General features: G+C 66.2%; 19 protein-coding genes and 1 tRNA gene. 9 read left to right on the top strand and 11 right to left on the bottom strand.

The genetic code is table 11. The annotated features are described in order from the left end of the window. Positions 1–4 precede the first annotated feature (4 nt). The 3 genes from fabA to QM682_RS05155 all read right to left on the bottom strand — a co-directional run bounded on the left by fabA (position 5) and on the right by QM682_RS05155 (position 2248). On the bottom strand, positions 5–514 hold the full coding sequence (gene fabA / locus QM682_RS05145; RefSeq protein ID WP_415127770.1) for a bifunctional 3-hydroxydecanoyl-ACP dehydratase/trans-2-decenoyl-ACP isomerase: 510 nt from the start codon (positions 512–514) through the stop codon (positions 5–7). Between the two features lie 181 nt (positions 515–695). Continuing rightward, positions 696–1571 (bottom strand): glycosyltransferase family 2 protein, encoded by an 876-nt coding sequence (locus QM682_RS05150; RefSeq protein WP_415127772.1) that lies wholly within the window; start codon positions 1569–1571, stop codon positions 696–698. Continuing rightward, positions 1568–2248 (bottom strand): hypothetical protein, encoded by a 681-nt coding sequence (locus QM682_RS05155; RefSeq protein WP_415127774.1) that lies wholly within the window; start codon positions 2246–2248, stop codon positions 1568–1570. Before QM682_RS05155 ends, QM682_RS05150 begins: the two co-directional genes overlap by 4 nt. A gap of 187 nt (positions 2249–2435) precedes the next feature. Here QM682_RS05155 and infC point away from each other — a divergent pair, with 187 nt between their 5' ends. The 5 genes from infC to QM682_RS05180 are packed head-to-tail and all read left to right on the top strand — an operon-like array spanning position 2436 to position 7104. Continuing rightward, entirely contained in the window at positions 2436–2975 is a 540-nt protein-coding gene (infC, locus tag QM682_RS05160) for a translation initiation factor IF-3 (protein ID WP_415127969.1), read from the top strand. Positions 2976–2984: 9 nt separating this feature from the next. Further along, positions 2985–3446, top strand: a complete 462-nt coding sequence (dut, locus tag QM682_RS05165) for a dUTP diphosphatase (RefSeq protein WP_415127776.1) — start codon at positions 2985–2987, stop codon at positions 3444–3446. Between the two features lie 7 nt (positions 3447–3453). Further along, positions 3454–4587 (top strand): HesA/MoeB/ThiF family protein, encoded by a 1134-nt coding sequence (locus QM682_RS05170; RefSeq protein ID WP_415127778.1) that lies wholly within the window; start codon positions 3454–3456, stop codon positions 4585–4587. A 30-nt stretch (positions 4588–4617) separates the two neighbouring features. Beyond that, the gene (locus QM682_RS05175) at positions 4618–6651 is read left to right on the top strand and encodes a M3 family metallopeptidase (RefSeq protein WP_415127780.1); all 2034 of its coding nucleotides are present in this window, start codon (positions 4618–4620) and stop codon (positions 6649–6651) included. An 18-nt stretch (positions 6652–6669) separates the two neighbouring features. After that, positions 6670–7104, top strand: a complete 435-nt coding sequence (locus QM682_RS05180) for a hypothetical protein (RefSeq protein ID WP_415127782.1) — start codon at positions 6670–6672, stop codon at positions 7102–7104. Between the two features lie 76 nt (positions 7105–7180). Here the strand turns inward: QM682_RS05180 and QM682_RS05185 are convergent, their stop codons facing one another. Further along, positions 7181–7783: an SH3 domain-containing protein gene (locus tag QM682_RS05185; RefSeq protein WP_415127784.1), complete on the bottom strand. Its 603-nt coding sequence runs from the start codon at positions 7781–7783 to the stop codon at positions 7181–7183. A 109-nt stretch (positions 7784–7892) separates the two neighbouring features. Between QM682_RS05185 and QM682_RS05190 the strand changes: the two genes are divergently transcribed. Next, the gene (locus tag QM682_RS05190) at positions 7893–8894 is read left to right on the top strand and encodes a 2-hydroxyacid dehydrogenase (protein WP_415127786.1); all 1002 of its coding nucleotides are present in this window, start codon (positions 7893–7895) and stop codon (positions 8892–8894) included. 146 nt (positions 8895–9040) lie between these two features. Next, positions 9041–11533 (top strand): GcvT family protein, encoded by a 2493-nt coding sequence (locus tag QM682_RS05195; protein ID WP_415127788.1) that lies wholly within the window; start codon positions 9041–9043, stop codon positions 11531–11533. A 70-nt stretch (positions 11534–11603) separates the two neighbouring features. On the opposite strand, the gene QM682_RS05200 is transcribed toward QM682_RS05195, so the two are convergent. The 5 genes from QM682_RS05200 to lipB all read right to left on the bottom strand — a co-directional run bounded on the left by QM682_RS05200 (position 11604) and on the right by lipB (position 17417). Continuing rightward, positions 11604–13571, bottom strand: a complete 1968-nt coding sequence (locus tag QM682_RS05200) for a calcium-binding protein (RefSeq protein ID WP_415127790.1) — start codon at positions 13569–13571, stop codon at positions 11604–11606. Positions 13572–13849: 278 nt separating this feature from the next. Next, entirely contained in the window at positions 13850–14341 is a 492-nt protein-coding gene (locus QM682_RS05205) for a DUF2244 domain-containing protein (RefSeq protein ID WP_415127792.1), read from the bottom strand. A gap of 3 nt (positions 14342–14344) precedes the next feature. Further along, positions 14345–16021, bottom strand: a complete 1677-nt coding sequence (ctaD, locus tag QM682_RS05210) for a cytochrome c oxidase subunit I (protein ID WP_415127794.1) — start codon at positions 16019–16021, stop codon at positions 14345–14347. A gap of 169 nt (positions 16022–16190) precedes the next feature. Beyond that, positions 16191–16652, bottom strand: a complete 462-nt coding sequence (locus tag QM682_RS05215) for a c-type cytochrome (RefSeq protein WP_415127796.1) — start codon at positions 16650–16652, stop codon at positions 16191–16193. A 96-nt stretch (positions 16653–16748) separates the two neighbouring features. Next, positions 16749–17417 (bottom strand): lipoyl(octanoyl) transferase LipB, encoded by a 669-nt coding sequence (gene lipB, locus QM682_RS05220; RefSeq protein ID WP_415127798.1) that lies wholly within the window; start codon positions 17415–17417, stop codon positions 16749–16751. Positions 17418–17643: 226 nt separating this feature from the next. On the opposite strand from lipB, the gene metH reads away from it, so the two are divergent. Both metH and QM682_RS05230 read left to right on the top strand, forming a co-directional pair. Beyond that, positions 17644–21381 carry a methionine synthase gene (gene metH, locus QM682_RS05225; protein WP_415127800.1) on the top strand — a complete coding sequence of 1246 codons (3738 nt, stop codon included), beginning with the start codon at positions 17644–17646 and terminating at the stop codon, positions 21379–21381. A gap of 90 nt (positions 21382–21471) precedes the next feature. Continuing rightward, positions 21472–21558: transfer RNA gene (locus tag QM682_RS05230), tRNA-Leu, on the top strand. A 358-nt stretch (positions 21559–21916) separates the two neighbouring features. Here the strand turns inward: QM682_RS05230 and QM682_RS05235 are convergent. Together QM682_RS05235 and QM682_RS05240 are read right to left on the bottom strand one after the other, a co-directional pair. Further along, positions 21917–23443, bottom strand: coding sequence for a malonate--CoA ligase (locus QM682_RS05235; RefSeq protein ID WP_415127802.1), 1527 nt, complete (start codon positions 23441–23443; stop codon positions 21917–21919). Between the two features lie 14 nt (positions 23444–23457). After that, entirely contained in the window at positions 23458–24825 is a 1368-nt protein-coding gene (locus tag QM682_RS05240) for a malonyl-CoA decarboxylase (protein ID WP_415127804.1), read from the bottom strand. Positions 24826–24850: the final 25 nt, after the last annotated feature.

The following is a 24850-nucleotide window of genomic DNA, read 5'->3' on the forward strand; positions in this document are numbered from 1 at the left end:
GCGATCAGCTTTCCGACAGCGCGACTTTCATGTCCTTGACCTGATAGATGACCTCGCCATCCGCTTCGACGCGGCCATCGGCCACACCCATGGTCAGGCGGCGGGTCTGCACGGCCTTGGTAAAGTTTACATAATAGCGCAGCATTTTGCGATCCGGGCGAACCATGCCGGTCAATTTGACCTCGCCCACCCCCAGCGCATAGCCGCGCCCCTGCCAGCCGCGCCAGCCCAGGTTGAAGCCGGTCAACTGCCACAGCCCGTCAAGACCCAGGCAGCCCGGCATGATCGGGTTGCCTGGGAAATGGCAGGAAAAAAACCAAAGATCCGGGTTGATGTCGAATTCCGCCACGACATGGCCCTTGCCATGCGCGCCGCCATCACCCGAGATTTCGGTGATGCGGTCCATCATCAGCATGGGTGGCTCGGGCAATTGCGCATTACCTGGCCCGAACAGCTCTCCGCGGGCGCAGGCCAGCAGATCGTCCCTGTCAAAGCTGGTCCGGGTCATCGTCATGCGTCTCTCATCTCCCTGTTCTGCGTGGTTTCATCCCTGGCACTGGCGTGCCGTCGCGAAACCGTCGCGATGGTCTAGCACCGGCGCGCGCCTTTTCGCAAGGGCCGCAGGAAATCACGGGACATCAGCCGCTTCGGCGAGGCGCGGCCCCGCCCATGGGTGCCGGGTCGGGGGTGCCCGCTTAGAACCATTGCCCCGGCTCCATCAGCCCCAGATCCATCAATTGCTGCGAATGCCAGCGGAAGGGATGCGAGTTGCGCCAGGCAAAGCTTTGGATCTGGCGGCGCGAGCCGGGATTGCGCAACAGCGCCTTGGCCACCCGGAACGAGGCGATGGCCGCAGTCAGGTTGTGGTGCCAGGGACAGGAATAGGTGTTGTATTCCTCGACGTTGAAACGGTGATCGGCCCGCAGCTTCAGGCCCGGCTGGGTGCGAAACAGCGCGATCCGGTCGATGCGGCGGCGGTCGGGGGGGACGTGCTCCTCGAAGCGCCAGCGCAGGCCGCCATGGAAGTCAAGCTGCCGTTCCAGGTGCTTGCCCTGGCGATCCACCCGGCCCAAGGCGAAATAGCCGGCGCGGTCGAACATCGCCTCGTTCATGCTGACGGCATCGGGAAAGCGGTTCAGATCCGGGGCGTAAAGATCAACCACATAAGTCAGCATGCCGCGCCGGCGCTCTTGGGTGTGGAAGGCCAGCATCTCGCCCACGGTCCGGCTCTCCGAGAAGGGATAGAACAGGAATTCGGCGTTATGGGCGTAATAAAGCCAGGTGTTCACGGGCGCGGCCTGGATCACGGCATTGACCGCGCCCAGATGCGCCTGACCGCGCCGGGTCTCGAAACGCAGGTTCACCACCTTGTCCTCGGCCTCGGCGGGCAGGACATGGGCGGGCAGGGGATCGGGCGACAGCGCCAGGATCAGCTTGAAGCCGCATTTCAGATGATGCTTCAGCGTATGGCTGACGGCGACGGCATCCTCGATCAGCAGGATCGCGATGGGCCCCGTCGCCAGCCGGTTGGACGCGCCGCGCAGGAATTCGTCCAGGCTTGGAAAGCTCATGGCAGCGCCGCCTTCAGGTCGGTCAGGAAGGCGTCGCGCCGCGCCGGATCGGTCCCGGCCTGCATCAGCGCCGCCAGAAGCTGCGCCTTGCGATCCGGGGCAAGCGCGGATTCCCTGATCATCCGGCCCAGTTTTTCGGCGTCGAAGCCCTGCACGGTCAGCGCGGAATCGATCCCGACCGCGCGGCTCGCGGCGGCATCGGCGGTCTGGTTGGCGTTGGCGGCGGCGCTTGCGGCGGCGGTGGCGGCCCGGGCCGCCGCCTCGGCCTGGGCGGGGCTGGTGCTGGCGGCGGATGCGGCGGCGGCGGCATCGGCGGCACGGTCGGCGGCCTGGATCGCGGCTTCGGCGGCCGCTTCGGCCTGGGCTGCGGCGCTGTCCGCCGGGGTCACCGTGGCGCTGTCGGCCGAGGCCGCCGCATCCGCCGCCATGTCGGCCGCGATGGCCGCCGCGTCGGCCGCCGCATCCGCCGCGGCCTCGGCCTGAGCCGCGGCTTCGGATTTGGCGGCGTCGGGCGCGGTCACGGCGGGGGCGGGGGCAGGGGCAGCAGCAGGGGCGGGTTCCCCAGGGGGCATCGGCGCCTCGACCCGGCCCAGGCGGGCGGGGTCGCCGCCGGTCCAGAACCAGGTCGCGGCAAAGGCCAAGGCGATGACAAGGGCAAGCCCCGCAAGGACGCGCATTCCGTGCTCCGTCTGGTCGTTCGTCGCTTTCTCTATGCCTTGCCGGCGTCCAAGGGTAAAGCGCGGCGCGATCAACCATTCCGTGAGGCGCGCGCCCCGTCGCCCGGACAAGCGATTCCAGTTGAAACCCGGGGTTTTCACGCCTATTTAACCGCCCAAAACCTACGGCCATTGAAGGAAGACAGCCATAGCCCGCAGACCGCATAACGCTCCGCCCACCCGTGACACCGGCCCCCGCGTCAACGAGCGCATCCGCGTCGCCGAGATCCGCCTGATCGGCGCGGATGGCGAAAACGTCGGTGTCGTCTCGCCCTCCAAGGGGTTGGAACTGGCGCAAGAGGCGGGGCTGGATCTTGTCGAAATCTCGCCCAATGCGGTGCCCCCGGTCTGCAAGATCATGGACCTCGGCAAGTTCAAATACGAGCAGCAAAAGCGCGAGGCCGAGGCCCGCAAAAAGCAGAAGATCATCGAAATCAAGGAAATCAAGTTCCGTCCTGGGACCGATACCCATGATTACGATGTCAAGATGCGCTCGGTCATGAAGTTCCTGGGCGAGGGCGACAAGGTCAAGGTCACGCTGCGTTTCCGGGGCCGCGAGATGGCGCACCAGCAATTGGGGCTTGAGCTTCTGAACCGCGTCGCCGCCGATGTGGGCGATGCCGGCAAGGTCGAATCGATGCCCAAGCTGGAAGGGCGCCAGATGGTCATGATGATCACTCCGAAATAGGGGCGGGCGATGGTGGCCGAGGTGACGATTCTGGTTCTGCGCGAACCGGGCGCGGATGCCGCGCTGGCCCTGCCTGAATACCAGACCGCCGGCGCGGCGGGCGCCGACCTGCGCGCCGATCTGGGCGGGGCCGAATTGCTGCTGGCGCCGGGCCAGATCGCGCTGGTCCCGACCGGCCTGCGCGTCCAGATCCCCGAGGGCTACGAGATGCAGATCCGCCCCCGCTCCAGCCTGGCGCTGAAGCATGGGGTGACGCTGCCGAACACGCCTGGCACCATCGACAGCGATTATCGCGGGCCGCTGGGCGTGATCATGATCAATCTGGGCGCCGCGCCCTATGCGATCCAGCATGGCGAGCGGATCGCCCAGGCGGTGATCGCGCCTGTCACCCGCGCCGCCTATGTCATCGCCGACGCGCTTGACGACACCGCGCGGGGCGCGGGCGGCTTCGGCTCGACCGGCCGGGGCTGACGGGCCGGTGCCCTTCGTCCTTGCCGGGCTGTTTCTGTGGCTGAGCAAGGGCTGGTGGCTGATGGCCCTGGGCGCGGTTCTGGGCCTTGCCCGCTGGCTGGGGCTGCGCGGCTGGGGACTGGTCGCCCTGGGCGTCGCGCTGTGGCTGGCCGTCGCGGCGGCGGTCCATCTGGCGCCGGGCAGCCGCTTTGCCTGGGTGGTGCATTGGTCGCCCGCCGCGCTGGTCTGGCTGCTGGTGCTGGGCCTGTTCGGGACCGGCGCGACCCTGGCGCTGCGCGCGCTGCATCGCCGCAATGCCGCGCCCGGCCATGACGCGCCGGGGCTGGTGCCCCTGAAACTGGTGCCCCTGAAGGCGGCCTCGAAACCCATGGGCGATGCCGAAATCGACCGCTATGCCCGCCATATCGTCTTGCGCGAACTGGGCGGTCCGGGGCAGGCGGCGCTGACCCGCGCGCGCGTCCTGATCGTGGGCGCCGGGGGCCTGGGGGCGCCGGCATGCCTTTACCTTGCCGGGGCGGGGGTGGGACGGATCACCGTGGCCGACGACGACCGGGTGAGCCTTTCGAACCTGCAACGCCAGGTGATCTTCCGCGGCAGCGACGAGGGCCGCCCCAAGGCCCAGGCAGCCCGCGATGCCATGCGCGCGCTGAACCCGCATGTCGAGATCACCCCCCTGGACCGCCGCGTCACCCAGGCCGACAAGGCGCTGATCGCCGCCCACGACCTGGTTCTTGACGGCACAGACAGCTTTGCCGCGCGCCAGGCGCTGAACGCGGTCTGCGCGGCGGCGGGCGTGCCGCTGATCGCCGGCAGCATCGCCCAATGGGAGGGGCAGTTGACCATCTGGGACCCCGCCCGTGGCGCCCCCTGCATGGCCTGCCTTTTCCCCGAGCCTCCGGCGCCGGGCCTGGCCCCCGCCTGCGCCGAGGCGGGCGTGGCCGGTCCTCTGCCCGGCGTCATCGGCGCGATGATGGCGCTTGAGGCGATCAAGCTGATCGCCGGTGCGGGCCAGCCGCTGCGCGGGCGGATGCTGATCTTCGACGGCCTATATGGCGAGAATCGCAGCATCGGGATCGCCCGCCGCGCCGATTGCCCGGTCTGTTCGGGCATTGCGGCCTCTGGACATTTCGCGCAGGGGTGAAACACTCGCCACCAAGCGAAAGGATGCCCGATGAACCCCGAACTGACCCGATGGAGCGGCCCGCTGGGCCTGCCGCGCTTTGACCTGATCAAGGACGATGACTTCGCCCCCGCCTTCGACGCCTGCCTGAAGCTTGCCGGCGATGCGGTCGAGGCGATCGCGGCCAATCCCGAACCGCCCAGCTTCCAGAACACCGTCGCGGCGCTGGAAACCGCCGAGGATCCGCTGAACCGCCTTTGCGCCGTGTTCTTCACGCTGACCGGCACCGATTCCAATCCCGCGCGCGAGGATTTGCAGCGTGGCATCGCGCCCCGTCTTGCCGCCCATGGCAGCAAGACCGGCATGGATCCGCGCCTGTTCGACCGGGTCGAGGCGATCTTTCAGGATCGTGACGAGCTTGGTCCCCAGGACCGCCGCCTGACCGAGCTGACCCTGCGCGGCCTGCGTCGGGCGGGCGCCGGACTGACCGGCGAGGCGCGCGCGCGCATGGCCCAGATCCGCGAAAGGCTTGCCGTTCTTAGCACGGATTTCGCCCAGAACGTGCTGACCGACGAACGCGACTACACCCTTTCCATTCCTGACGACCAGCTTGCGGGCCTGCCGGACTGGCTGATCCGCGCCATGAAGGCCGCCGCGCGCGAACGGGGGATGCCCGGCCAGATCGTGACGCTGAACCGCTCGCTGATCGTGCCCTTCCTGGAATATGCCGAGGCGCGCGCCCTGCGGGAAACCGCCTGGCGGGCCTGGGCCGCGCGGGGCGACGGCTCTGGCGCGGGGGGGGCTGCGACCGACAACCGCCCCATCGCCGCCGAGATCCTGGCGCTGCGCCACGAGCGCGCCACCCTGCTGGGTTATGCCGATTTCGCCAGCTACAAGCTGGAACCCGAGATGGCAGGCAATGCCGAGACGGTCGAGGCGCTGCTGAAGCAGGTCTGGACCCCCGCCGCGGCCCGCGCCGAGGCCGACGCCCAGGGCTTCACCCGGATGCTGCATCAGGACGGCATCAACGGCGTGCTGGAACCCTGGGACTGGCGCTTCTATGCCAAGCGCCGCCGCAAGGCCGAGCACGATCTGGATGAGGGCGCGGTGAAGCCTTACCTGACCCTGGACGCGATGATCGGCGCGGTCTTCGACACCGCGAACCGCCTGTTCCGGCTGGAGTTCCGCGAATTCGACGCGGCGCTTTGGGCGCCCGATGTCCGCGCATGGGAGATTACCCGCGATGGCCGCCGGATGGCCGTTTTTCTGGGCGATTTCTTCGCCCGGCCCAGCAAGCGCTCAGGTGCCTGGTGTTCGTCCCTGCAACAGCAGCACCAGATCGGCGAAGGCCAGCGGGCCATCGTGGTCAATGTCTGCAACTTCACCCCGCCCGAGGAAAAGGGCGCGCCCGCCTATCTATCCTGGGACGACGCGCATACGCTGTTTCACGAATTCGGCCATGCGCTGCATCATATCCTGTCGGATGTGCGCTGGCCCTCGATCTCGGGCACGTCGGTGGCGCGCGATTTCGTCGAATTGCCGAGTCAGCTTTTCGAGCATTGGCTGGAACAGCCCGAGGTGCTGGATCGCCACGCTCGCCATGCCGTGACCGGCGAGGCGCTGCCCGCCGATCTGCGCGACCGCATCCTGGCCGCGAGGAACGCCGACCAGGGTTTCGCCACCACGGAATACCTGGAAAGCGCGCTGGTGGATCTGGCCTTTCATCGCGGCGTGCCGCCCGCCGATCCGATGGCCCGGCAGGCCGAGGTGCTGGCCGAACTGGGCGCCCCCGCCGCGATCCCGATGCGCCACGCCACGCCCCATTTCGCCCATGTCTTTTCCGGGGACGGCTACAGCGCCGGCTATTACAGCTATATGTGGTCCGAAGTGATGGACGCGGACGCCTTCGCGGCCTTCATGGAAAAGGGCGATGCCTTCGATCCCGAAACGGCGGCCCGGCTTGAGGAATGGATCCTCTCGAAGGGGGATTCCCAGCCGGCGGATGAACTTTGGCTGAAATTCAGGGAACGCAAGCCGGGGGTTCACGCTTTGCTGAAAGGAAGGGGGCTTCTGGCCCGGACCTGAAAGCAAAGGAAGAATGCCATGCAGAAGAAACCTCTTATTGCCTTGGCGACCGTGATGGGACTGGGGGGGCTGGCCGCATGCGACCAGGTCGCCCCGGCGGTGCCCGAGCCGACGCCCGGCCCGGTCGCGCGATCAACTGCGCTGAACGGCAGCTATAACCTGCTTGCTTCGAATTGCGGCGATGTCACCAGTGACAAGTCCCTGGTCATCGACGGTAACAGGTTCATGTTCCCCGCCGCCACCTGCACCGTAGCCGAGACGGATCAGCAGGTGAACCGCACGCGCGTCACCTTGTCCTGCACCGGTTCCCCCGCCGCCGGCAACCGCGTCGTGGATCTGCAAACCCGGCCCGATGGCACGCTGCGCCTGACCGAGGACACGATCACGCTGACTTATCACCAATGCATGAAGGCGCGGGCCAGTTCGGATTCGCTGGTCGGCCAGACGATGTAGCCCAGACGATATAATACAGGGGATGCAAACCGGATGAAGAGGGCCGGGCCGCCCGCTTGATGCGGCCCGCAATAGCCTATTCCCGCGTCTCGTCCGGCTCGACGCCCCAGATCGCGGTCTTGGGCACCCAGCCCTTTTCCCCGCCCCCCGAGACCCGGCACCAGTCCTTGTTACATTCATGCAGCCGCACGATGGCGCCGGATTCGGCGCGGGCCACGACACTTGCATGCTCGTCGGGTTTCGAAAGCAGTTCCAGCATGTCCCTCTGGACGATGGCGGTGCGCACGCCCGACAAAAGCGAGTAATGCACCCATCCGCCGGCGCCGTCCTGGTCCTCGACCCGGCGCCAATGGCCGAACTCGGCCACCACGCGCAGCGGCATCCCCGCATGGCGAAACACCCAGTCGATGCGATGCGACAGGCTGGGGCCGCGCCTGGCGTTCCCCTCGCTGCCCTTCAGGCTGACATAGCGCGGCAGCGGCAGGTTCGTCACCTGCCCGCGCGAGGGATCCTGCGCGCCTTGGGGGTTGCGGCTGATCTGGGCATCGGCCGAGACCTCGGGCATCAGCGTCGCGTCCAGGTTCTCGCCCGGATCGCTTGCCTGGGCATGGGCGCAAAGCGGTGCCAGCAGGGCGATGGCGAAAGCGGCGCCCCTGAGCCGAGCCTGTCGATGGATCATCTGCCTGTCCTGTCTTCTCGGGGTCTTGTGCCAGCCCCGCAACGGGGGCACTTTGCCAAAAGCCGTTTCCCATTGGAAGAGAGGACGGCTCATTGAAGAGGGAAGCGCCATGCCAATCGCCGATCCGATCCGCGAACGCCTTCGGGTGACCGTGACCCGCCGGCTGCCCGAAGCCGTCGAGGCCCGCATGGCCGAACTGTTCGATGTGGTCCTGAACCGTGACGACCACAAGATGAGCCGCGAAGAACTGGTCGAGGCCATGAGCCACTCGGATGTGATGGTCCCGACGGTGACAGATCACATTGACGCGACCATGCTGGCCCAGGCGGGCGACAAGCTGAAGCTGATCGCCAATTACGGGGCGGGCGTCGATCACCTGGATGTGCATTCCGCCCGCCAGCGTGGGGTCCTGGTCAGCAACACTCCCGGCGTCGTGACCGAGGATACCGCCGATATGACGCTGGCGCTGATCCTGGCCGTCACCCGCCGCATCCCCGAGGGCCTGGCCGAGATGCAGGCCGGCCGCTGGGAGGGCTGGTCGCCCACCGCGCATCTGGGCGGCCGCGTCGGCGGTCGGCGGCTGGGCATCCTGGGCATGGGCCGCATCGGCCAGGCGGTCGCGCGCCGCGCCCATGTCTTCGGCATGCAGGTCCATTACCACAACCGCCGCCGCCTGCGCCCGGAAATCGAGGCCGACCTGCACGCCACCTATTGGGAAAGCCTGGATCAGATGCTGGCGCGGATGGATATCGTCAGCGTGAACGCCCCGCATACGCCCTCGACCTTTCACCTGCTGAACGCGCGGCGGCTGAAGTTGCTGAAGCCGACCGCGGTGGTGATCAACACCTCGCGCGGCGAGGTGATCGACGAAAATGCCCTGACCCGGATGCTGCGCGCGGGCGAGATCGCGGGCGCCGGCCTGGACGTGTTCGAACGCGGGCATGAGATCAACCCCCGCCTGCGCGAACTGCCGAACGTGGTCCTGTTGCCGCATATGGGTTCGGCCACGGTCGAGGGCCGGATCGAGATGGGCGAGAAGGTCATCATCAATATCAAGACCTTCGCCGACGGCCACCGGCCCCCGGATCTGGTCGTCCCCTCGATGCTATAGGCCCCGCGCGCATCGTTTCGTCACGGGGGGCATTGCCATATCGCATGTCGCTTTTCGCCCGGAACATGTCGTGCCAAGCATGCATTGCCATCCATGCTCTGGCAGAAGACGCCTAAGCCCAAGCGCGAAACAAGGAGTCGCTCGCCATGAAAACCCATGTGAAGGCCCTGGTGGTCGGCGGCGGCGCCGTCGGCTGCGGCATCACGCTGCATCTGGCCCGCGCGGGCTGGGACACCATGCTGGTCGAGCGCGATGAGCTGACCTCGGGCTCGACCTGGCACGCGGCGGGGCTGCTGCCACTTTTCAACATGGGCTATGCGACGACCCATATCCACGACTATTCCGTCAAGCTTTATGCGGGCCTTGAGGCCGAGACGGGCCTGAACGCCGGTTTCACCCGCTGCGGCAACCTGCGCATGGCCCAGACGGATGCGCGGATGGACGAATATCATCTTTATTCCGCCACCGCCGAGACCGTGGGGATCGAGCATCAGTTCCTGACCCCCGCGCAGATCAAGGAACGCTGGCCGCTGGTGCGGACCGAGGATCTGAAGGGCGCGCTGTTTCACCCGACCGACGGCTATATCAATCCCGCCGACGTGACCCAGGCCATGGCCCGCGCCGCCCGCATGGCCGGCGCCGTGATCGAGCGCAAGATCCAGGTCAACGGCTATGCCTGGACCGGCGAGGAATGGATCGTCACCTGCGAAAAGATGGTCGAGAAGGGCGGCAATCTGGTCCCCTCGGGCGAGGTCTTCCAGATCCGGGCCGAGCATGTCGTGACGGCGACCGGCAACCACGCCCAACGCACCGCCCGCCTTCTGGGCATCAAGATCCCCGCCATTCCGGTCGAACACCAGTTCATCGTGACCGAGCCGGACCCGGCGCTTCTGGCCTGGCGCGCGGCCGGCAACCCCGAGCATCCCGTCCTGCGCGATGCCGACGCGAAATGGTATGTGCGCGAAGAGCGCGGCGGCTGGATCCTTGGTCCCTATGAGCGCGGCGCCCCCGCCCGCTTCCTCTATGACGTGCCCGAGACCTTCCGCGCCGATCTCTTTCCCCTCGATCTGGAGCGGATCGAACAGGAATACATGTCCATGATCCACCGGCTGCCCAGCTCGGAAACCGTGGGCCTCAAGGACGATTTCAACGGCCCGATCTGCTATACGCCGGACGGCAACCCTCTGGTTGGCCCGGCGCCGGGCCTGCGCAACATGTGGCTGGCCGAGGGCTTTTCCTTTGGCATCACCGCCGCTGGCGGCGTGGGCCATTACCTGGCGCAGATGATGACCGAGGGCGAGGCCGAGATAGACATGGCCAGCCTGGATCCGCGCCGCTTCGGCCAGTGGATGACCACCGAATACGCGGTCAGCAAGAACGAGGAATGCTATGAGCATGTCTTTGTCCTGCACCATCCCGATGAAGAGCGCGAGGCGGCGCGCCCCTTGCGCACCGCCCCCGCCTATGACCGCCAGATCGCGGCGGGCGCGCAGATGGGCCAGGTGAACGGCTGGGAGCGGCCCAACTATTACGCGCCCCAGGGCTTTGACGACCATGCCGCGCGCAGCTTCCGGCGCGGCGGCTGGTGGCAATATGCCGCCGATGAGGCGCGGGCGATCCGCCGGACGGCGGGGCTGATCGACGCCTCGGCCTTCACCAAGCATCGGGTCTGCGGCGCGGGCGCGACGGCCTTTCTGGACTGGTTCACGACGAACAAGCTGCCCAAGGTCGGCCGCATCAACCTGACCTATGCGCTGACCGAGACCGGCACCACCCGCACCGAATACACCATCGTCCGGCTGGCCGAGGATGATTACTATCTGATCTCGGCCGGGGCCTGGACCGATTACGACGGCGACTACCTGCGCAAGACCGCCGAGGAGATGGAGGGCGAATTCGGCCCCGTCATTATCCAGGACATCACCACGCAATGGGGCGTCTTCGCCATCGCCGGCCCGAAATCGCGCGACATCCTCAAGGAACTGGTGCGCGACGCCGATCCGGCGACGGTCCTGGGCAACAAGCGTTTCCCCTGGCTGTCGATGCGCGATATCGAGCTTGGCATGTGCCCGGTGCGCGCCATCCGCGTCGCCTATACCGGCGAACTGGGCTGGGAATTGCATCACCCGATCGAATTCGGCCGCTATCTTTGGGACCAACTGGTCGCGGCGGGCGAAAAGCACGGGCTGAAGCTGGTCGGCGCCCGCGCGCAGAACTGGTTGCGGCAGGAAAAATCCTATCGTGCCTTCGGCACCGAACTGGGCCGCGATGCCACGCCGCTGGAAGCGGGCCTCGACCGTTTCGTCGACCTGGGCAAGGCGTTCAACGGCAAGCAGGCGATGCTGGACAAGGGTATCCGCAGCAAATGCTGCACCTTGCTGATCGACGGCCCCACGGACGCCGATCCCTGGGGCCGCGAGGCGCTATACACGCCCGATGGTGTCAAGGTCGGCCGCCTGACCTCGGGCGGCTGGTCGGTCGCCTTCGGCAAGTCCATCGGCATGGGCTATGTTCGCGCCGATCTGACCCAGCCGGGCACGCGCCTGCAAGTCCGCATGCAGCGAGAATTGTGGGACGCCGTGGTGACCGAGGACAGCCCCTATGACCCGGAAAACAAGGCGATCCGGGTGGATGGCTAGGCTTGGCGGCAGATGATCGAAAGGCCCGCCTTTGCGCGGGCCTTTTTCATTCCGCGCCCGGATCAGGCGGTTAGAGCAGGAAGTCCGTGGCGACCAGCGCGTGATGCCGGGTCAGCACGAATGAGAAATCCGCCCGACCGTCGCCGTTCACATCGCCCGTGACGGTGGTAATGCCGCCCTCGCGCTGATAGCGTAATTCTCCGGCACTGCCGGTAAAGGCATTTTCACCGATCAGCCGGAACGCCTGGTCACCGGCTTGCGTGGTCTGGGCATCAATGGCGCGCAGGTCGATGTGATCGCCCTGGGCGCGGTTGAAATCCTGGATGATGTCGCGGTTGGTGGCGGCTAAACCGCTGTCCGACAGGGACTGAAAGACGAAGTGATCCGCCCCCAGCCCGCCAATCAGGCGATCGGCCCCGGTGCCGCCGATGAGCGCGTCGTTACCGGCCCCGCCATTCAGCGTGTCATTGCCCGCACCACCGTTGAGCGCGTTGGCGGCCGAGTTGCCGCTGATCTGGTTCGCCAGCTTATTTCCGGTGCCGTTGGTCGCGGCGGTGCCGACCAGAACCAGGTTCTCGACATTCCCGGACAGGGCGTAGCTCACCGATGCGCGCACCGTGTCGATACCCTGGTTGGCAAGCTCGCTAATCACGTCGCCGGCGTGGTCCACATGGTAGAGGTCGTTGCCCAGCCCGCCAATCAGCCTGTCGGTGCCCAGGCCGCCGATGAGCGTGTCGTTACCGGCGCCGCCATTCAGCGTATCATTGCCTGCGCCGCCGTTCAGGATATTGGCGGCCGCGTTGCCGGTGATCTGGTTCGCCAGTGCGTTGCCGGTGCCGTTGATCGCGGCGGCTCCGGTCAGGACCAGGTTCTCGACATTGGCTTCGATCCCGCGGGTGAAGCCGGCATAGACCGTGTCGTTCCCGCCATTCGCCGCCTCGATGACGCGATCACCGGCAGTGACGTGATAGCTGTCGTTCCCGGCATGGCCGATCAGGTCCTCGGCCGCGCTGGTGCCACGCAGCACATCGTTCCCGGCACCGCCGACCAGGCGGTTGTCATCCGCGATGCGGATCTCGACCACCTGCATTCTGCCGCCGTCCCGGAACGTCATGTCGCCGGTCAGTTCGACGACCAGATAGGCGGTCTCGGTGTCCTCGTGGATGCCGTCGCGCAGGGCCGAGAGGCTCAGGCTGCGGCTGTCGTTATAGGGCTGGGTCGAGGCAATGCTCAGCCAGCCGCTGCCCGAGGCCGCGCCGATATCGGTAGCCGTTGCCGTGCCGCCGCTGGTCGAGACGTGGTAGCTGTAGCCGACGGAATGATCGGTCATGCCGACGAAATTCAGCGCCATGCTGGCGTTGGTGCCTTCGCGGATGGTGATCGTATCGGGCAGGTCAGCGACATAGGTGACGGGCGTGGGCGCGGCGGTGCCGATGATTTCGAACGAGGTATCGAACCCCAGCGCGCGAAGCTCGTCGTTGGTATAGGTGCGCGCGTTGCCGTAGATGTCGCTAATGCGAATATAGGTGACATCAACCGGGCCAGAGAAGTTGCTGTCGACCAATGGCCGTATCAGGGCGGAGCTCCCGTCCGACCAATCGTCGCCAGAGCCATTCAGGAGGATATGAGAGTAGCTGCCGGTTAAACTACCGAATGACCAGCCCAATGGACGGTCAAAGTATACGACCACACTGTCGATCTCAGTGCCATCCGTCCCGGTCGCCGAGAAGGCGGCAGGTGCCGCGCCCTGGCTCAAATCCACCACATCCGGCAGGTCCAGCGAGGTCAGCCGTGGGGCGGTGGTGTCGGCGCTGGTGCTGGACACTTCGATCGACGTGTCCACGCCCATGGCACGCAGGGCCTCGTCCGTGATAGTCGTGCGGTTGCCCAGCAGGTCGGTAACCTCGACGCGGGTGATGTTCAGCGGGCCAGCCACGTTATGCGGCAGGACCTGCGCGGTATAGCTGTGGCTACCATCGGCCCAAGCGTCGCCGTAGCCGTGGATGATCTGGAAACTGTAGGAACCCGACTCGGTCACCAGGTTCCGGTCGTAATAAACCGTAACCTGGCGGATCCCGTCGGGATCATCGACGGTCGCTGCGAAAACGGTCGCAACCGTGTCGCTGTCAAGGTTCAGGACCGAGGGGGTTGTCAGGGAAACAAGACGCGAGGGCCGGTATCGGGCATGTCAAACCTGCAAATGGAACCATTACAGGCGCACAGCAATCCCGTGAATATAGGCTGTTCCACCTGACCTTTTGATCAGGGTTCCTTGCAATTCTAAGCACTTTTCTGGTCTTGGGAAAGGCTTTGCGCTTAGCCTCGCAACCTCGCCAGCCGGGCCTCCAGTTCCTCCTTCAGCGCCACCCGCTCCTTCGGCGACAGGAAAGCGCCAAGCTCGACCTTGCGCCGGCCGTCTGTCAGGACCAGGTAATCCTCGGCCGGGCCGTTTCGGTGCAGGCTGGCCCGGACCCAATAGGGGTTCGTCCGCCAGATCCGATCCGCGCGGCCCGGATCGCTGCGGCGCAGTTCCAGCCGGTCGGGGGCCAGCCACATTTCCTCGGACGGGTGGCGATAGCTGCGACGGATCGCGGCCCAAAGCCCCCAGACCGCCAGCGCGGCAAAGGGCAGGACGCCCCAAAGCACCGCTGTTCCCAGCACCGAAATCAGCGGCAGCGCCAGAAAGCCCGCGGTCAGCCCGATGACCCAGGCGAAACCCCGCAGGGGCAGCGAGCGATGCGGCCAAAGCCTTAGATGGAAAACGGCCCCGGAGTCCTCCGGGGCCGCATCATGCCATTGGTAAGGCATGGCTTAATGCGCGTGGCCATGGTCCCAGTCGGAACGCTTGGGAAGCTGCTCGAACGTGTGCTCGGGCGGGGGTGAGGGCAGGGTCCATTCCAGCGTGTCGGCGTGTTCGTTCCAATAGTTCGGCACGTTCACGCGCTTACCCGCGAAAAGCGTGTAGAACACGATCCCGATGAAGAACAGGAACGAGGCGAATGAGATATAGGCGCCGATGGAGGAGATATTGTTCCAATAGGCGAATTCGACCGGATAGTCGATGTAACGGCGCGGCATGCCCTGACGGCCCAGGAAGTGCTGCGGGAAGAAGATCAGGTTCGAGCCAAGGAACATCATCCAGAAATGCAGCTTGCCCGCCCATTCCGGGTATTGCCGTCCCGACATCTTGCCGATCCAGTAATAGATCCCGGCGAAGATCGCATAGATCGCGCCCAGGCTCATCACATAGTGGAAATGCGCCACGACGTAATAGGTGTCGTGATAAACCCGGTCCAGCGGCGCCTGGCTCAGCACCACGCCGGTCACGCCGCCCACGGTGAACAGGAACAGGAAGCCGAAAGCCCAGAGCATCGGCGTCTTGAATTCGATCGAGCCGCCCCACATGGTCGCGATCCAGGAAAAGACCTTGATCCCCGTGGGCACCGCGATGGTCATCGTCGCCAGCATGAAATAAGCCTGCTGGGTCAAGGACATGCCTGCCGTATACATATGGTGCGCCCAGACCACGAAGCCCAGCACGCCGATGGCCGCCATGGCAAGCACCATGGGCAGATAGCCGAAGATCGGCTTGCGCGCGAAGGTCGAGATGACGTGGCTGATGATGCCGAAGCCGGGCAGGATGATGATATAGACCTCGGGATGGCCGAAGAACCACAGGATATGCTGGTAAAGCACCGGATCGCCCCCGCCGGCCGGGTCGAAGAAGTGGGTGCCGAAGTTGCGGTCCATCAGCAGCATGGTGATCGCGCCGGCCAGCACGGGCAGCGACAGCAGGATCAGCCAGGCGGTGATGAAGACCGACCAGGCGAAAAGCGGCACCTTGAACAGCGTCATGCCGGGCGCGCGCATGTTGAGGAAGGTGGTAATGATGTTGATCGCGCCCAGGATCGACGAGGCGCCCGAGACGTGGACCGCGAAGATCGCCAGGTCCATCGAATAGCCGGCCTCGCTGGTCGAGAGCGGCGGATAAAGGACCCAGCCCACGCCCGAGCCATGCCCCTCGCCGCCGCCGGGGGCGAGGATCGAGGCGATGCCGAGGCAGACCCCGCAGACATACATCCAGTAGCTGAGATTGTTCAGCCGTGGAAAGGCCATGTCCGGGGCGCCGATATGCAGCGGCATGAAGTAATTGCCGAAGCCGCCGAACAGCGCCGGGATGACGACGAAGAACATCATCAGCACGCCGTGATAGGTGATCAGCACGTTCCACAGATGACCGTTCGGTGTGCAGGGGGCGCTGGCGTCGGCGATGAGGCGCGCGCCCTCGGCGCACATGAACTGCACTCCGGGATGCTGCAACTCCATCCGCATGTAGACGGTGAAGGCGACCGAGATCAGCCCCACCACGCCGGCGGTGAAGAGGTAGAGGATCCCGATATCCTTGTGGTTGGTGGACATGAACCAGCGGGTGAAAAACCCGCGGCTGTCATGATGGTCGCCGTGGCCATGAGTGGCTGCGTCTGCCATGCTGAACTCCCTAAACATGCGGCTGGCCGGCCTGGCGGGCCGGCGGACGTGCTGAATTTCTAGAACACAAACACGCGACCGGCAATCACGCGATGGGGGAAAGGGCGGCGACCGTCTTCGGCGGGGACCCGCGAAGGCGGGTCTGTTGCCCTGTCGCGACAGCTTGGCGCTAGTCCGAGGCCGGCACCTGCGGCGCGGGCGTCTCGGCCGGGGGCGGGTGCTGGGCCAGGAAGGCCACCAGATCGGTCTGATTCCTTGCCAGCTTGAAGGTCATCCTGGTCTTGATCGCGGGATCGTCCAGCTTTTCCTCGACATAGGCATTGGGATCGGTGACGTATCTGGCCAGCTCCTCGGCGGTCCAGACCTCGCCTGCCTCGCCCAGCCTTCGCAGGGCGTCGGAATAGCGGAATCCCTCGGCCGTGCCGGCCTTGCGTCCGAGGATGGCATAGAGGTTCGGTCCCATCTTGCCTCCCTTGACCAGATCCGCGCCATCGGGCGACCGGATCATGTGGCAAGCCTTGCATTTGCGGAATTCCTTCTCGCCCCTGGTCGCGTCCCCGTTCCCATCCTGGGCCCAGGCGGGCGGCGTCAGGACCGTCGCGGCCAGAACGAGATAAAGGCTGAGTTTCATGGCGAGCCCCCTGAATCCTGGCGGTTTGGGCCAAGGGCTAGCACGAGCGCGCCGCTGCCGGAAACGGCCAAAACGCCGCGGATCCGGCAGGGCGCTTCAGCCCGGCTGCGCCTGGGCAAGCGGCGGGAAATGCCGCTGGAAGCTGCCGCGCAGCGCCATGTCCAGATCCGCCATATCGACGGGCAGGCCCATATCGACCAGGCTGGTCACGCCGTGGCCCTGGATGCCGCAGGGCACGATGCCGGCGTAATGGGTCAGGTCGGGTTCGACATTGATGGAAATGCCGTGGAAGCTGACCCATTTGCGCAGCTTGACGCCGATGGCGGCAATCTTGTCCTCGCGCATCGCGCCGTCGGGCAGGGGCGCCTTGTCGGGGCGGGCGATCCAGACGCCGACGCGGCCCTCGCGGATCTCGCCCTTCAGGTTGAACTCGGCCAGGGCGGCGATGACCCAGTTTTCCAGCGCCTGGACGAAGGCGCGCACGTCGCGGCCCCGCCGGTTCAGGTCCAGCATGACATAGACCACGCGCTGGCCCGGCCCGTGATAGGTATATTGCCCGCCGCGCCCGGTCTCGTGCACGGGAAAACGGGCCGAGAGCAGGTCCTGGGCCTTGGCCGAGGTGCCGGCTGTGTAAAGCGGCGGGTGCTCGACCAGCCAGATCAGTTCATCGGCCCGGCCCGCCGCGATGGCGGCGGCGCGCGCCTCCATGAAGGCGGTGGCCTGGGCGTAATCGGTCAATCCGGGGGCGGTGATCCATTCGGTCATGGCGGGGAGATATGGCGCGGCCCCGCTTGCCGCAAGCGGGAAGTGGGGGCTTTGCGCCCCCGTCGCGTTCCGCGACTCCCCCGCAGGATATTTGGGCAAGAAAGAGGATGGCGCGGCGCGGGCGGCGGGATCATGAGCCGATTGCATGATCATTCCGCGGATGTCGAGTTTCCCTAATCATGCATTCCCGCTTATACAGGCGGTTCACCAAAACCCGGATGCCGCCATGACCCTGCCCAGATCGCCCGCCTTCGATGCCCTCGCCGCCGCCGCGCGCGAGCGGATCCTGATCCTTGACGGGGCGATGGGCACGCAGATCCAGGGATTGGGGCTGCGCGAGGCGGATTTCCTGGGCGAGGGCTCGGGCGTGGCCCTGGCCTATCCGACGAGCCATCCGCAGCAGGGCAACAACGACCTGCTGATCCTGACCCAGCCCGCCGCCATCGAGGAGATCCATTACCGCTATGCCAAGGCGGGCGCGGATATCGTGGAGACGAACACCTTCAGTTCGACCACCATCGCGCAGGCCGATTACGGCATGGAGGCGGCCGTTCACGATCTGAACGCCCAGGGCGCGCGGCTGGTGCGCCGGGCGCTGGACCGTGCCACGGCCGAGGACGGCCGGCCGCGCTGGGTCGCGGGGGCGCTGGGGCCGACGAACCGCACCGCCTCGATCAGCCCGGACGTGAACGATCCCGGCTATCGCGCCGTGACCTTCGACGATATGCGCATCGCCTATGCCCAGCAGATCCGCGGCCTGATCGAGGGCGGCGCCGACCTGATCCTGATCGAGACCATCTTCGACACGCTGAACGCCAAGGCCGCGATCTTTGCCTGCGAGGAGGTGTTCGTGGAAACCGGCCTGCGCCTGCCGGTGATGGTCTCGGGCACCATCACCGACCTGTCGGGGCGCACGCTTTCGGGCCAGACGCCCACGGCCTTCTGGCATTCGGTGAACCATGCCCGGCCGGTGACGGTGGGGTTGAACTGCGCGCTTGGCGCGGCGGCGATGCGTCCGCATCTGGCCGAGTTGTCCGGCGTGGCGGACACGCTGATCTGCGCCTATCCGAATGCCGGCCTGCCGAACGAGATGGGTCAATATGACGAATCGCCCGAGGACATGGCCGCGCAAATCGCCGAATTCGCGCGCGAGGGGCTGGTGAACGTGGTCGGCGGCTGCTGCGGCTCGACCCCCGAACATATCGCGGCGATTGCCCGCGCCGTGGCCGACCTGCCGCCGCGCGAGATCCCGGAAATCGCGCCGCGCCTGCGCCTGTCGGGGCTGGAGCCCTTCGTCAAGACCGACGACATCCCCTTCATCAACGTGGGCGAGCGCACCAATGTCACCGGGTCCGCGAAGTTCCGCAAGCTGATCACCAATGGCGATTACGCGAGCGCGCTGGACGTGGCCCGCGACCAGGTGGAGAACGGCGCCCAGATCATCGACGTGAACATGGACGAGGGGCTGATCGATTCGAGGCAGGCGATGATCGATTATCTGAACCTGATCGCGGCCGAGCCCGACATCGCCCGCGTGCCGATCATGATCGACAGTTCCAAATGGGAGGTGATCGAGGCCGGGCTGAAATGCGTGCAGGGCAAGGCGGTGGTGAACTCGATCAGCCTGAAGGAAGGCGAGGAGGCGTTCATCCACCATGCCGATCTGTGCCGCCGCTATGGCGCCGCCGTGGTGGTGATGGCCTTTGACGAGACCGGCCAGGCCGATACCGAGAACCGCAAGGTCGAGATCTGCGCCCGCGCCTATGACATCCTGGTGAACCGCGTCGGCTTCCCGCCCGAGGACATCATCTTCGATCCGAACATCTTCGCCGTCGCCACCGGGATCGAGGAGCATGACAATTACGGCGTCGATTTCATCAACGCCACCCGCCGCATCGTGCAGACGCTGCCGCATGTGCATGTCTCGGGCGGGGTGTCGAACCTGTCCTTCAGCTTTCGCGGCAACGAGCCGGTGCGCGAGGCGATGCATGCCGTGTTCCTGTATCACGCGATCCAGGCCGGCATGGACATGGGCATCGTCAATGCGGGGCAGTTGGCGGTCTATGACCAGATCGACGCCGCCCTGCGCGACGCCTGCGAGGATGTGGTCCTGAACCGCAGGCCCGCGAATGGCGGCACGGCGACCGAGAACATGCTGGAGATCGCCGAGCGTTTCCGGGGCGAGGGCGGCGCGAAGGCGCGCGAAAAGGATCTGACCTGGCGCGAATGGCCGGTGGACAAGCGGCTGGAACATGCGCTGGTCAACGGCATCACCGAATATATCGACGCGGATACCGAGGAGGCGCGCCTGGCCGCCGAGCGTCCGCTGCATGTGATCGAAGGCCCGCTGATGGCCGGCATGAACGTGGTGGGCGACCTGTTCGGCGCGGGCAAGATGTTCCTGCCGCAGGTGGTCAAATCCGCGCGGGTGATGAAGCAGGCCGTGGCGCATCTGCTGCCCTATATGGAGGCCGAAAAGGCCGGCGGCGGCGCCTCAAGCGCCGGCAAGGTGCTGATGGCGACGGTCAAGGGCGACGTTCACGACATCGGCAAGAACATCGTCGGCGTCGTCCTGGCCTGCAACAATTACGAGATCATCGACCTGGGCGTGATGGTGCCGGCGACCAAGATCCTGGAAACCGCCAAGGCCGAGAAGGTGGACATCATCGGCCTGTCGGGCCTGATCACCCCCTCGCTGGACGAGATGGTGCATGTGGCATCCGAGATGGAGCGCGAGGGTTTCGACATCCCGCTGCTGATCGGCGGCGCGACCACCTCGCGCGTGCATACGGCGGTCAAGATCCATCCGCGCTATGCCAAGGGCCAGACCGTCTATGTCACCGATGCCAGCCGCGCGGTGGGCGTGGTGGGCAGCCTGCTTTCGGGCCGAAAGGCGGCCTATGTCGATGACATCCGCGCCGAATACAGGGATGTGGCCAACAAGCACGCCCGCGCCGAGGCCGACAAGAAGCGCCTGCCGCTGGCCACGGCCCGCGACAATGCGGTGGCGATCGACTGGACCGGCTTTCAGGCGAAACCCCCGCAATTCCTGGGCGCGCGGGTGATCGACGACTTAAACCTGGCCGAGATCGCGCGCTATATTGACTGGACCCCCTTCTTCCAGACCTGGGAGTTGAAGGGCGTCTATCCCCGCATCCTTCAGGACGAAAAGCAAGGTGAGGTCGCGCGCCAGCTTTTCGCCGATGCGCAGGCGATGCTGGCCAAGATCATCGGCGAGGGCTGGTTCAGGCCGCGCGCCGTCATCGGCTTCTGGCCGGCGAACCGCCTGGGCGACGACATCCGGCTGTGGACCGACGAGACGCGCGACACGCCTCTGGCCATGCTGCACACCCTGCGCCAGCAGATAGCCAAGCGCGACGGCCGCCCGAACGTGGCGCTGGCCGATTTCGTCGCGCCCGAGGGGCATCGCGATTATGTCGGCGGCTTCGTCGTGACCACGGGCGCCGAGGAGCAGGCCATCGCCGACCGCTTCAAGGCGGCGCATGACGATTTCTCGGCCATCCTGGTCCAGGCATTGGCCGATCGCTTCGCCGAGGCCCTGGCCGAGATGATGCATGAACGCGTCCGCAAGGACTATTGGGGCTATTCCGACGAAGCCTTCACCCCCGAGGAACTGATCGCCGAGCCCTATCCCGGCATCCGCCCCGCTCCCGGCTATCCCGCGCAGCCCGATCACACCGAAAAGACCACGCTGTTTAGCCTGCTGGACGCGACGGCGGCGACCGGGGTGGAACTGACCGAATCGATGGCGATGTGGCCTGGCGCCTCGGTCTCGGGCCTGTATATCGGCCATCCCGACGCCTATTATTTCGGGGTCGCCAAGGTCGAGCATGACCAGGTGCTGGACTATGCCGCGAGGAAGGGCATGACCCTGGCCGAGGCCGAGCGCTGGCTGGCGCCGATCCTGAACTATATCCCCCAGGCGGCTGTGGCGGCCGAGTAAGGATAGCGGCGCGAAAATAGCGCGGGGCGGGTGAAAATCTCTCTTTTCATCCGCCGTGCAACCGTCTAGAAGGCCCAAGCCTACAGACGTGCGGTCGTGGCGGAATTGGTAGACGCGCAGCGTTGAGGTCGCTGTTCCTTAACCGGAGTGGAAGTTCGAGTCTTCTCGACCGCACCAGTAGTTTCATGCGATTTCATATTGCGCGCATGAACTCGGGCAAGTTCCAGGAAACAGTCTGCTCTGATGGCAAGTCGGCCATGCGCTGCTGGTGCATATGCGCTTCGTTCGCCCGACCCTGAAGGGGGTTGCGCGGTGAGCGTCCGAAAGCCGCCTTTGGAGGGCTTTCGGGCCGTGGTTGCCCGGAACGGGGGGCGAAAGTCCAAGGTTTTCGACGCCAGGATAGCCGGCGAAAGCAACCGATTCCCGGTGCCGAAGCACCCTGCGGCGCATGCGCGTTCCCCCCGTGAGCCGTCGCCGGATCGGCCGGACCATGATCGCGGCTGGATGAGGGATGAGCTCCGGGCCGAGCGCGCCATCACGCGCCGGGAGCGGATCCCTCATCGTAAAGCCCCGCGAAGCGGTCGCGCAGCAGGTTTTTCTGCACCTTGCCCATGGTGTTGCGCGGCAGATCCTCGATGAAGAGCACGCGCTTGGGCAGCTTGAACCGCGCCAGGCGCGATTCCAGCGCGGCCAGCACCTCGGCCTCGGAGGGAGGGGCGGCGCCGACCACGACCGCCGTGACACCTTCGCCGAAATCGCGGTGCGGCAGGCCGATGACCGCGCTTTCGGTCACGCCGGGAAGGGCGTCGATCTCGGTCTCGATCTCTTTGGGATAGACGTTGTAGCCGCCGGTGATGATCAGGTCCTTGCCGCGCCCGACGATGTGCAGATAGCCCTGGTCGTCGAAACGCCCCAGGTCGCCGGTGATGAAAAAGCCGTTTTCGCGCAGTTCGGCGGCGGTCTTCTCGGGCATCTGCCAATAACCGGAAAAGACGTTCGGGCCGCGCACCTCGATCATGCCGATCTCGCCCCGCGGCAATTCGGCGCCGGTTTCGGGATCGGTGATCTTGACCTCGACGCCGGGCAGGGGAAAGCCCACCGTGCCCGCGATCCGCCGGCCGTCATAGGGGTTCGAGACGTTCATGTTCGTCTCGGTCATGCCGTAGCGTTCCAGGATGGCGTGGCCGGTGCGGGCTTGCCATTCGCGATGCGTCTCGGCCAGCAGCGGGGCCGAGCCCGAGATGAAGACCCGCATCCCCGCCGTGGTCTCGCGGTCCAGGGTGGGCTCGTGCAAAAGCCGCACATAGAAGGTCGGCACCCCCATCAGCACGGTGGCGCGGCCCATCAGTGTCATGATCCGCGCGGGGTCGAATTTCGGCAGGAAGATCATCGAGGCGCCCGAGAACAGCGTCACATTGGTCGCGACGAAAAGCCCGTGCGTGTGAAAGATCGGCAGCGCATGGATCAGCACGTCCGAGGCCGTGTATTTCCAGGCCGTCCGCAGCGCCATGCTGTTCGAGACCAGGTTTCCATGGGTCAGCATCGCTCCCTTGGACCGCCCCGTCGTCCCCGATGTGTAAAGCAGCGCCGCCAGATCGCCGGCCTCGCGCGGGACGGTGGCGAATTCGGCGGGCGCGGCGGCGGCGGCGTCCGAAAGGCTGCCCCGCCCGTCGGCGTCCAGCGTCATCAGCGCCGCCCCGGCCTTCTCGGCGACGGGTTGCAAGGCGGCGGTCCTGGCCGGGTCGCAGACGAAGATGCGCGGTTTGGCGTCGGTCACGAAATACTCGATCTCGACCGGGGTATAGCCGGTATTCAACGGCAAGAAGACGCCGCCGGCCCGCACGGTCGCGAGATAGAGGATGATTGCCTCGACCGACTTTTCGACCTGCACGGCCACCCGGTCGCCCGGAGAGACGCCCAAGGCCACCAGCGCATTCGCCATGCGTCCTGTCCGGGCGATCAGATCGCCATAGCTGATACGCTCGCCCGCCAGCGTCTCGATCGCAGGCGCATCGGCGGCGGTGATGCTGCGCTGAAGAAGGTCGAAAAGATTGTCGCTCATGGAAATGCCCCTGTTCATGCCTTGGCGGCGGGAAGCGCGCGCCGAACCTCGTCCGATGCGGCCAGCGCGCCGCGCTCGGCAAAGCCCTCGTGATTGGTCTCGATGCGGCTCAGATCGTAAAGATAATTCACCATCAGCCCATGTGATTGCTTCAGCCCCTTGGCCGAGACATCGCCCAGATGGTTCAGCCTTTCAAGCCGGGCGCCATTGCCCAGATGAAAGCGCGCGACCGGGTCTATGACGCGGCCCTTGCCGTCGCGCGCGGCCAGGAAATAGGCGCTGGCGGCGGCCAGCAGCGGCGCGCGCAGCGCCTCGGCGGTCGCCGCGTCCCGATGCCAGTCGGGCCGGTCCAGCGCGGCGAAGGCCAGGCGCTGATCGGCGTCGATCAGTTCGGATGTCGGATCGGCCCGCTGTGTGGCCAGCCAAGCGGCGAAGCCAGGCACCGGCGAAAGGGTGACGAAGGTCTTGATCTCGGGCAGTTCGGCCTTCAGCTCCTCGACCACCTGCTTGATCAGGAAATTGCCGAAGGACACGCCCGCCAGTCCGCGCTGGGTGTTCGAGATGGAATAGAACACCGCCGTATCCGCCATTTCGGCGGGGATCGGCTGGCGGTTCAGGTCCAGAAGCCCCAAGACATCGCCCGGTATCTCGCGCGTCAGTGCCACCTCGACGAAGATCAGCGGCTCGTCCACAAGCTGCGGATGGAAAAAGCCGTAGCAACGCCGGTCGGTCGGTTGCAGGCGGTTGCGCAGGTCGTCCCAGTTCTGGATCGCATGCACCGCCTCATAGCGGATGATCTTTTCCAGGATGCTGGCCGGGGTGTTCCAGTCGATCCGGCGCAGCACCAGAAAGCCCCGGTTGAACCACGAGCCGAAAAGATGGGCGAAATCGCTGTCGACGCGGCGCAGCGCGGGATTGTCACGCAGATAGCGCAGCAGGTCCTCGCGGATGCGGACCAGCGCCGCCGTGCCGCCGGGCGCCAGGTTCAGGCGTCGCAGCAGTTCCTGCCGGCGCGGCTCGGCCGCGTCATGCAGCGCCTCCATCGCCTCGCCCGAGGAGGGGTCGCGGTGCAGCCTCTCAAGCGCGGCCTCGACCTGGGCGGGATCCGGGCCGAAGCGGTCGGCCAGGTTTTGCAGAAAGCTCATCCGCGCCGCCGCGTCGGCCCGGTCGAAAGCGGCCAGAAGCTGGGCGGCCAGCGCCACGCCCGACGCCTCGCCGCGGCGCGACAGCAGCGCCTCGCCCAGTTCCGAAAGCTCGGGGGCCTCGGCCGCGGGGCTGACGCCGCGCCCGCCCCACAGCCGGCGGCCGCGCTCGGTCAGGGTCTCGAACAATTCGCTCAGGATGGCGGGGCGGCCCTGCCGGGAAGTTTCGATGCTCTTCATCCTGGAACTCTCCTGCGATGGGGGG

It is taken from the genome of Paracoccus sp. (in: a-proteobacteria), assembly GCF_047605025.1.
Lineage (GTDB): Bacteria > Pseudomonadota > Alphaproteobacteria > Rhodobacterales > Rhodobacteraceae > Paracoccus.

Excerpts from the sequence above, each read along its gene's own strand:
- QM682_RS05240 (WP_415127804.1), bottom strand. The coding sequence starts at position 24,825 with ATGAAGAGCATCGAAACTTCCCGGCAGGGCCGCCCCGCCATCCTGAGC.
- dut (WP_415127776.1), top strand. The coding sequence starts at position 2,985 with ATGGTGGCCGAGGTGACGATTCTGGTTCTGCGCGAACCGGGCGCGGAT.
- QM682_RS05175 (WP_415127780.1), top strand. The coding sequence starts at position 4,618 with ATGAACCCCGAACTGACCCGATGGAGCGGCCCGCTGGGCCTGCCGCGC.
- fabA (WP_415127770.1), bottom strand. The coding sequence starts at position 514 with ATGACGATGACCCGGACCAGCTTTGACAGGGACGATCTGCTGGCCTGC.
- QM682_RS05150 (WP_415127772.1), bottom strand. The coding sequence starts at position 1,571 with ATGAGCTTTCCAAGCCTGGACGAATTCCTGCGCGGCGCGTCCAACCGG.
- QM682_RS05235 (WP_415127802.1), bottom strand. The coding sequence starts at position 23,443 with ATGAGCGACAATCTTTTCGACCTTCTTCAGCGCAGCATCACCGCCGCC.
- QM682_RS05215 (WP_415127796.1), bottom strand. The coding sequence starts at position 16,652 with ATGAAACTCAGCCTTTATCTCGTTCTGGCCGCGACGGTCCTGACGCCG.
- ctaD (WP_415127794.1), bottom strand. The coding sequence starts at position 16,021 with ATGGCAGACGCAGCCACTCATGGCCACGGCGACCATCATGACAGCCGC.
- QM682_RS05195 (WP_415127788.1), top strand. The coding sequence starts at position 9,041 with ATGAAAACCCATGTGAAGGCCCTGGTGGTCGGCGGCGGCGCCGTCGGC.
- QM682_RS05155 (WP_415127774.1), bottom strand. The coding sequence starts at position 2,248 with ATGCGCGTCCTTGCGGGGCTTGCCCTTGTCATCGCCTTGGCCTTTGCC.
- metH (WP_415127800.1), top strand. The coding sequence starts at position 17,644 with ATGACCCTGCCCAGATCGCCCGCCTTCGATGCCCTCGCCGCCGCCGCG.
- lipB (WP_415127798.1), bottom strand. The coding sequence starts at position 17,417 with ATGACCGAATGGATCACCGCCCCCGGATTGACCGATTACGCCCAGGCC.
- QM682_RS05185 (WP_415127784.1), bottom strand. The coding sequence starts at position 7,783 with ATGATCCATCGACAGGCTCGGCTCAGGGGCGCCGCTTTCGCCATCGCC.
- QM682_RS05180 (WP_415127782.1), top strand. The coding sequence starts at position 6,670 with ATGCAGAAGAAACCTCTTATTGCCTTGGCGACCGTGATGGGACTGGGG.
- QM682_RS05190 (WP_415127786.1), top strand. The coding sequence starts at position 7,893 with ATGCCAATCGCCGATCCGATCCGCGAACGCCTTCGGGTGACCGTGACC.
- QM682_RS05205 (WP_415127792.1), bottom strand. The coding sequence starts at position 14,341 with ATGCCTTACCAATGGCATGATGCGGCCCCGGAGGACTCCGGGGCCGTT.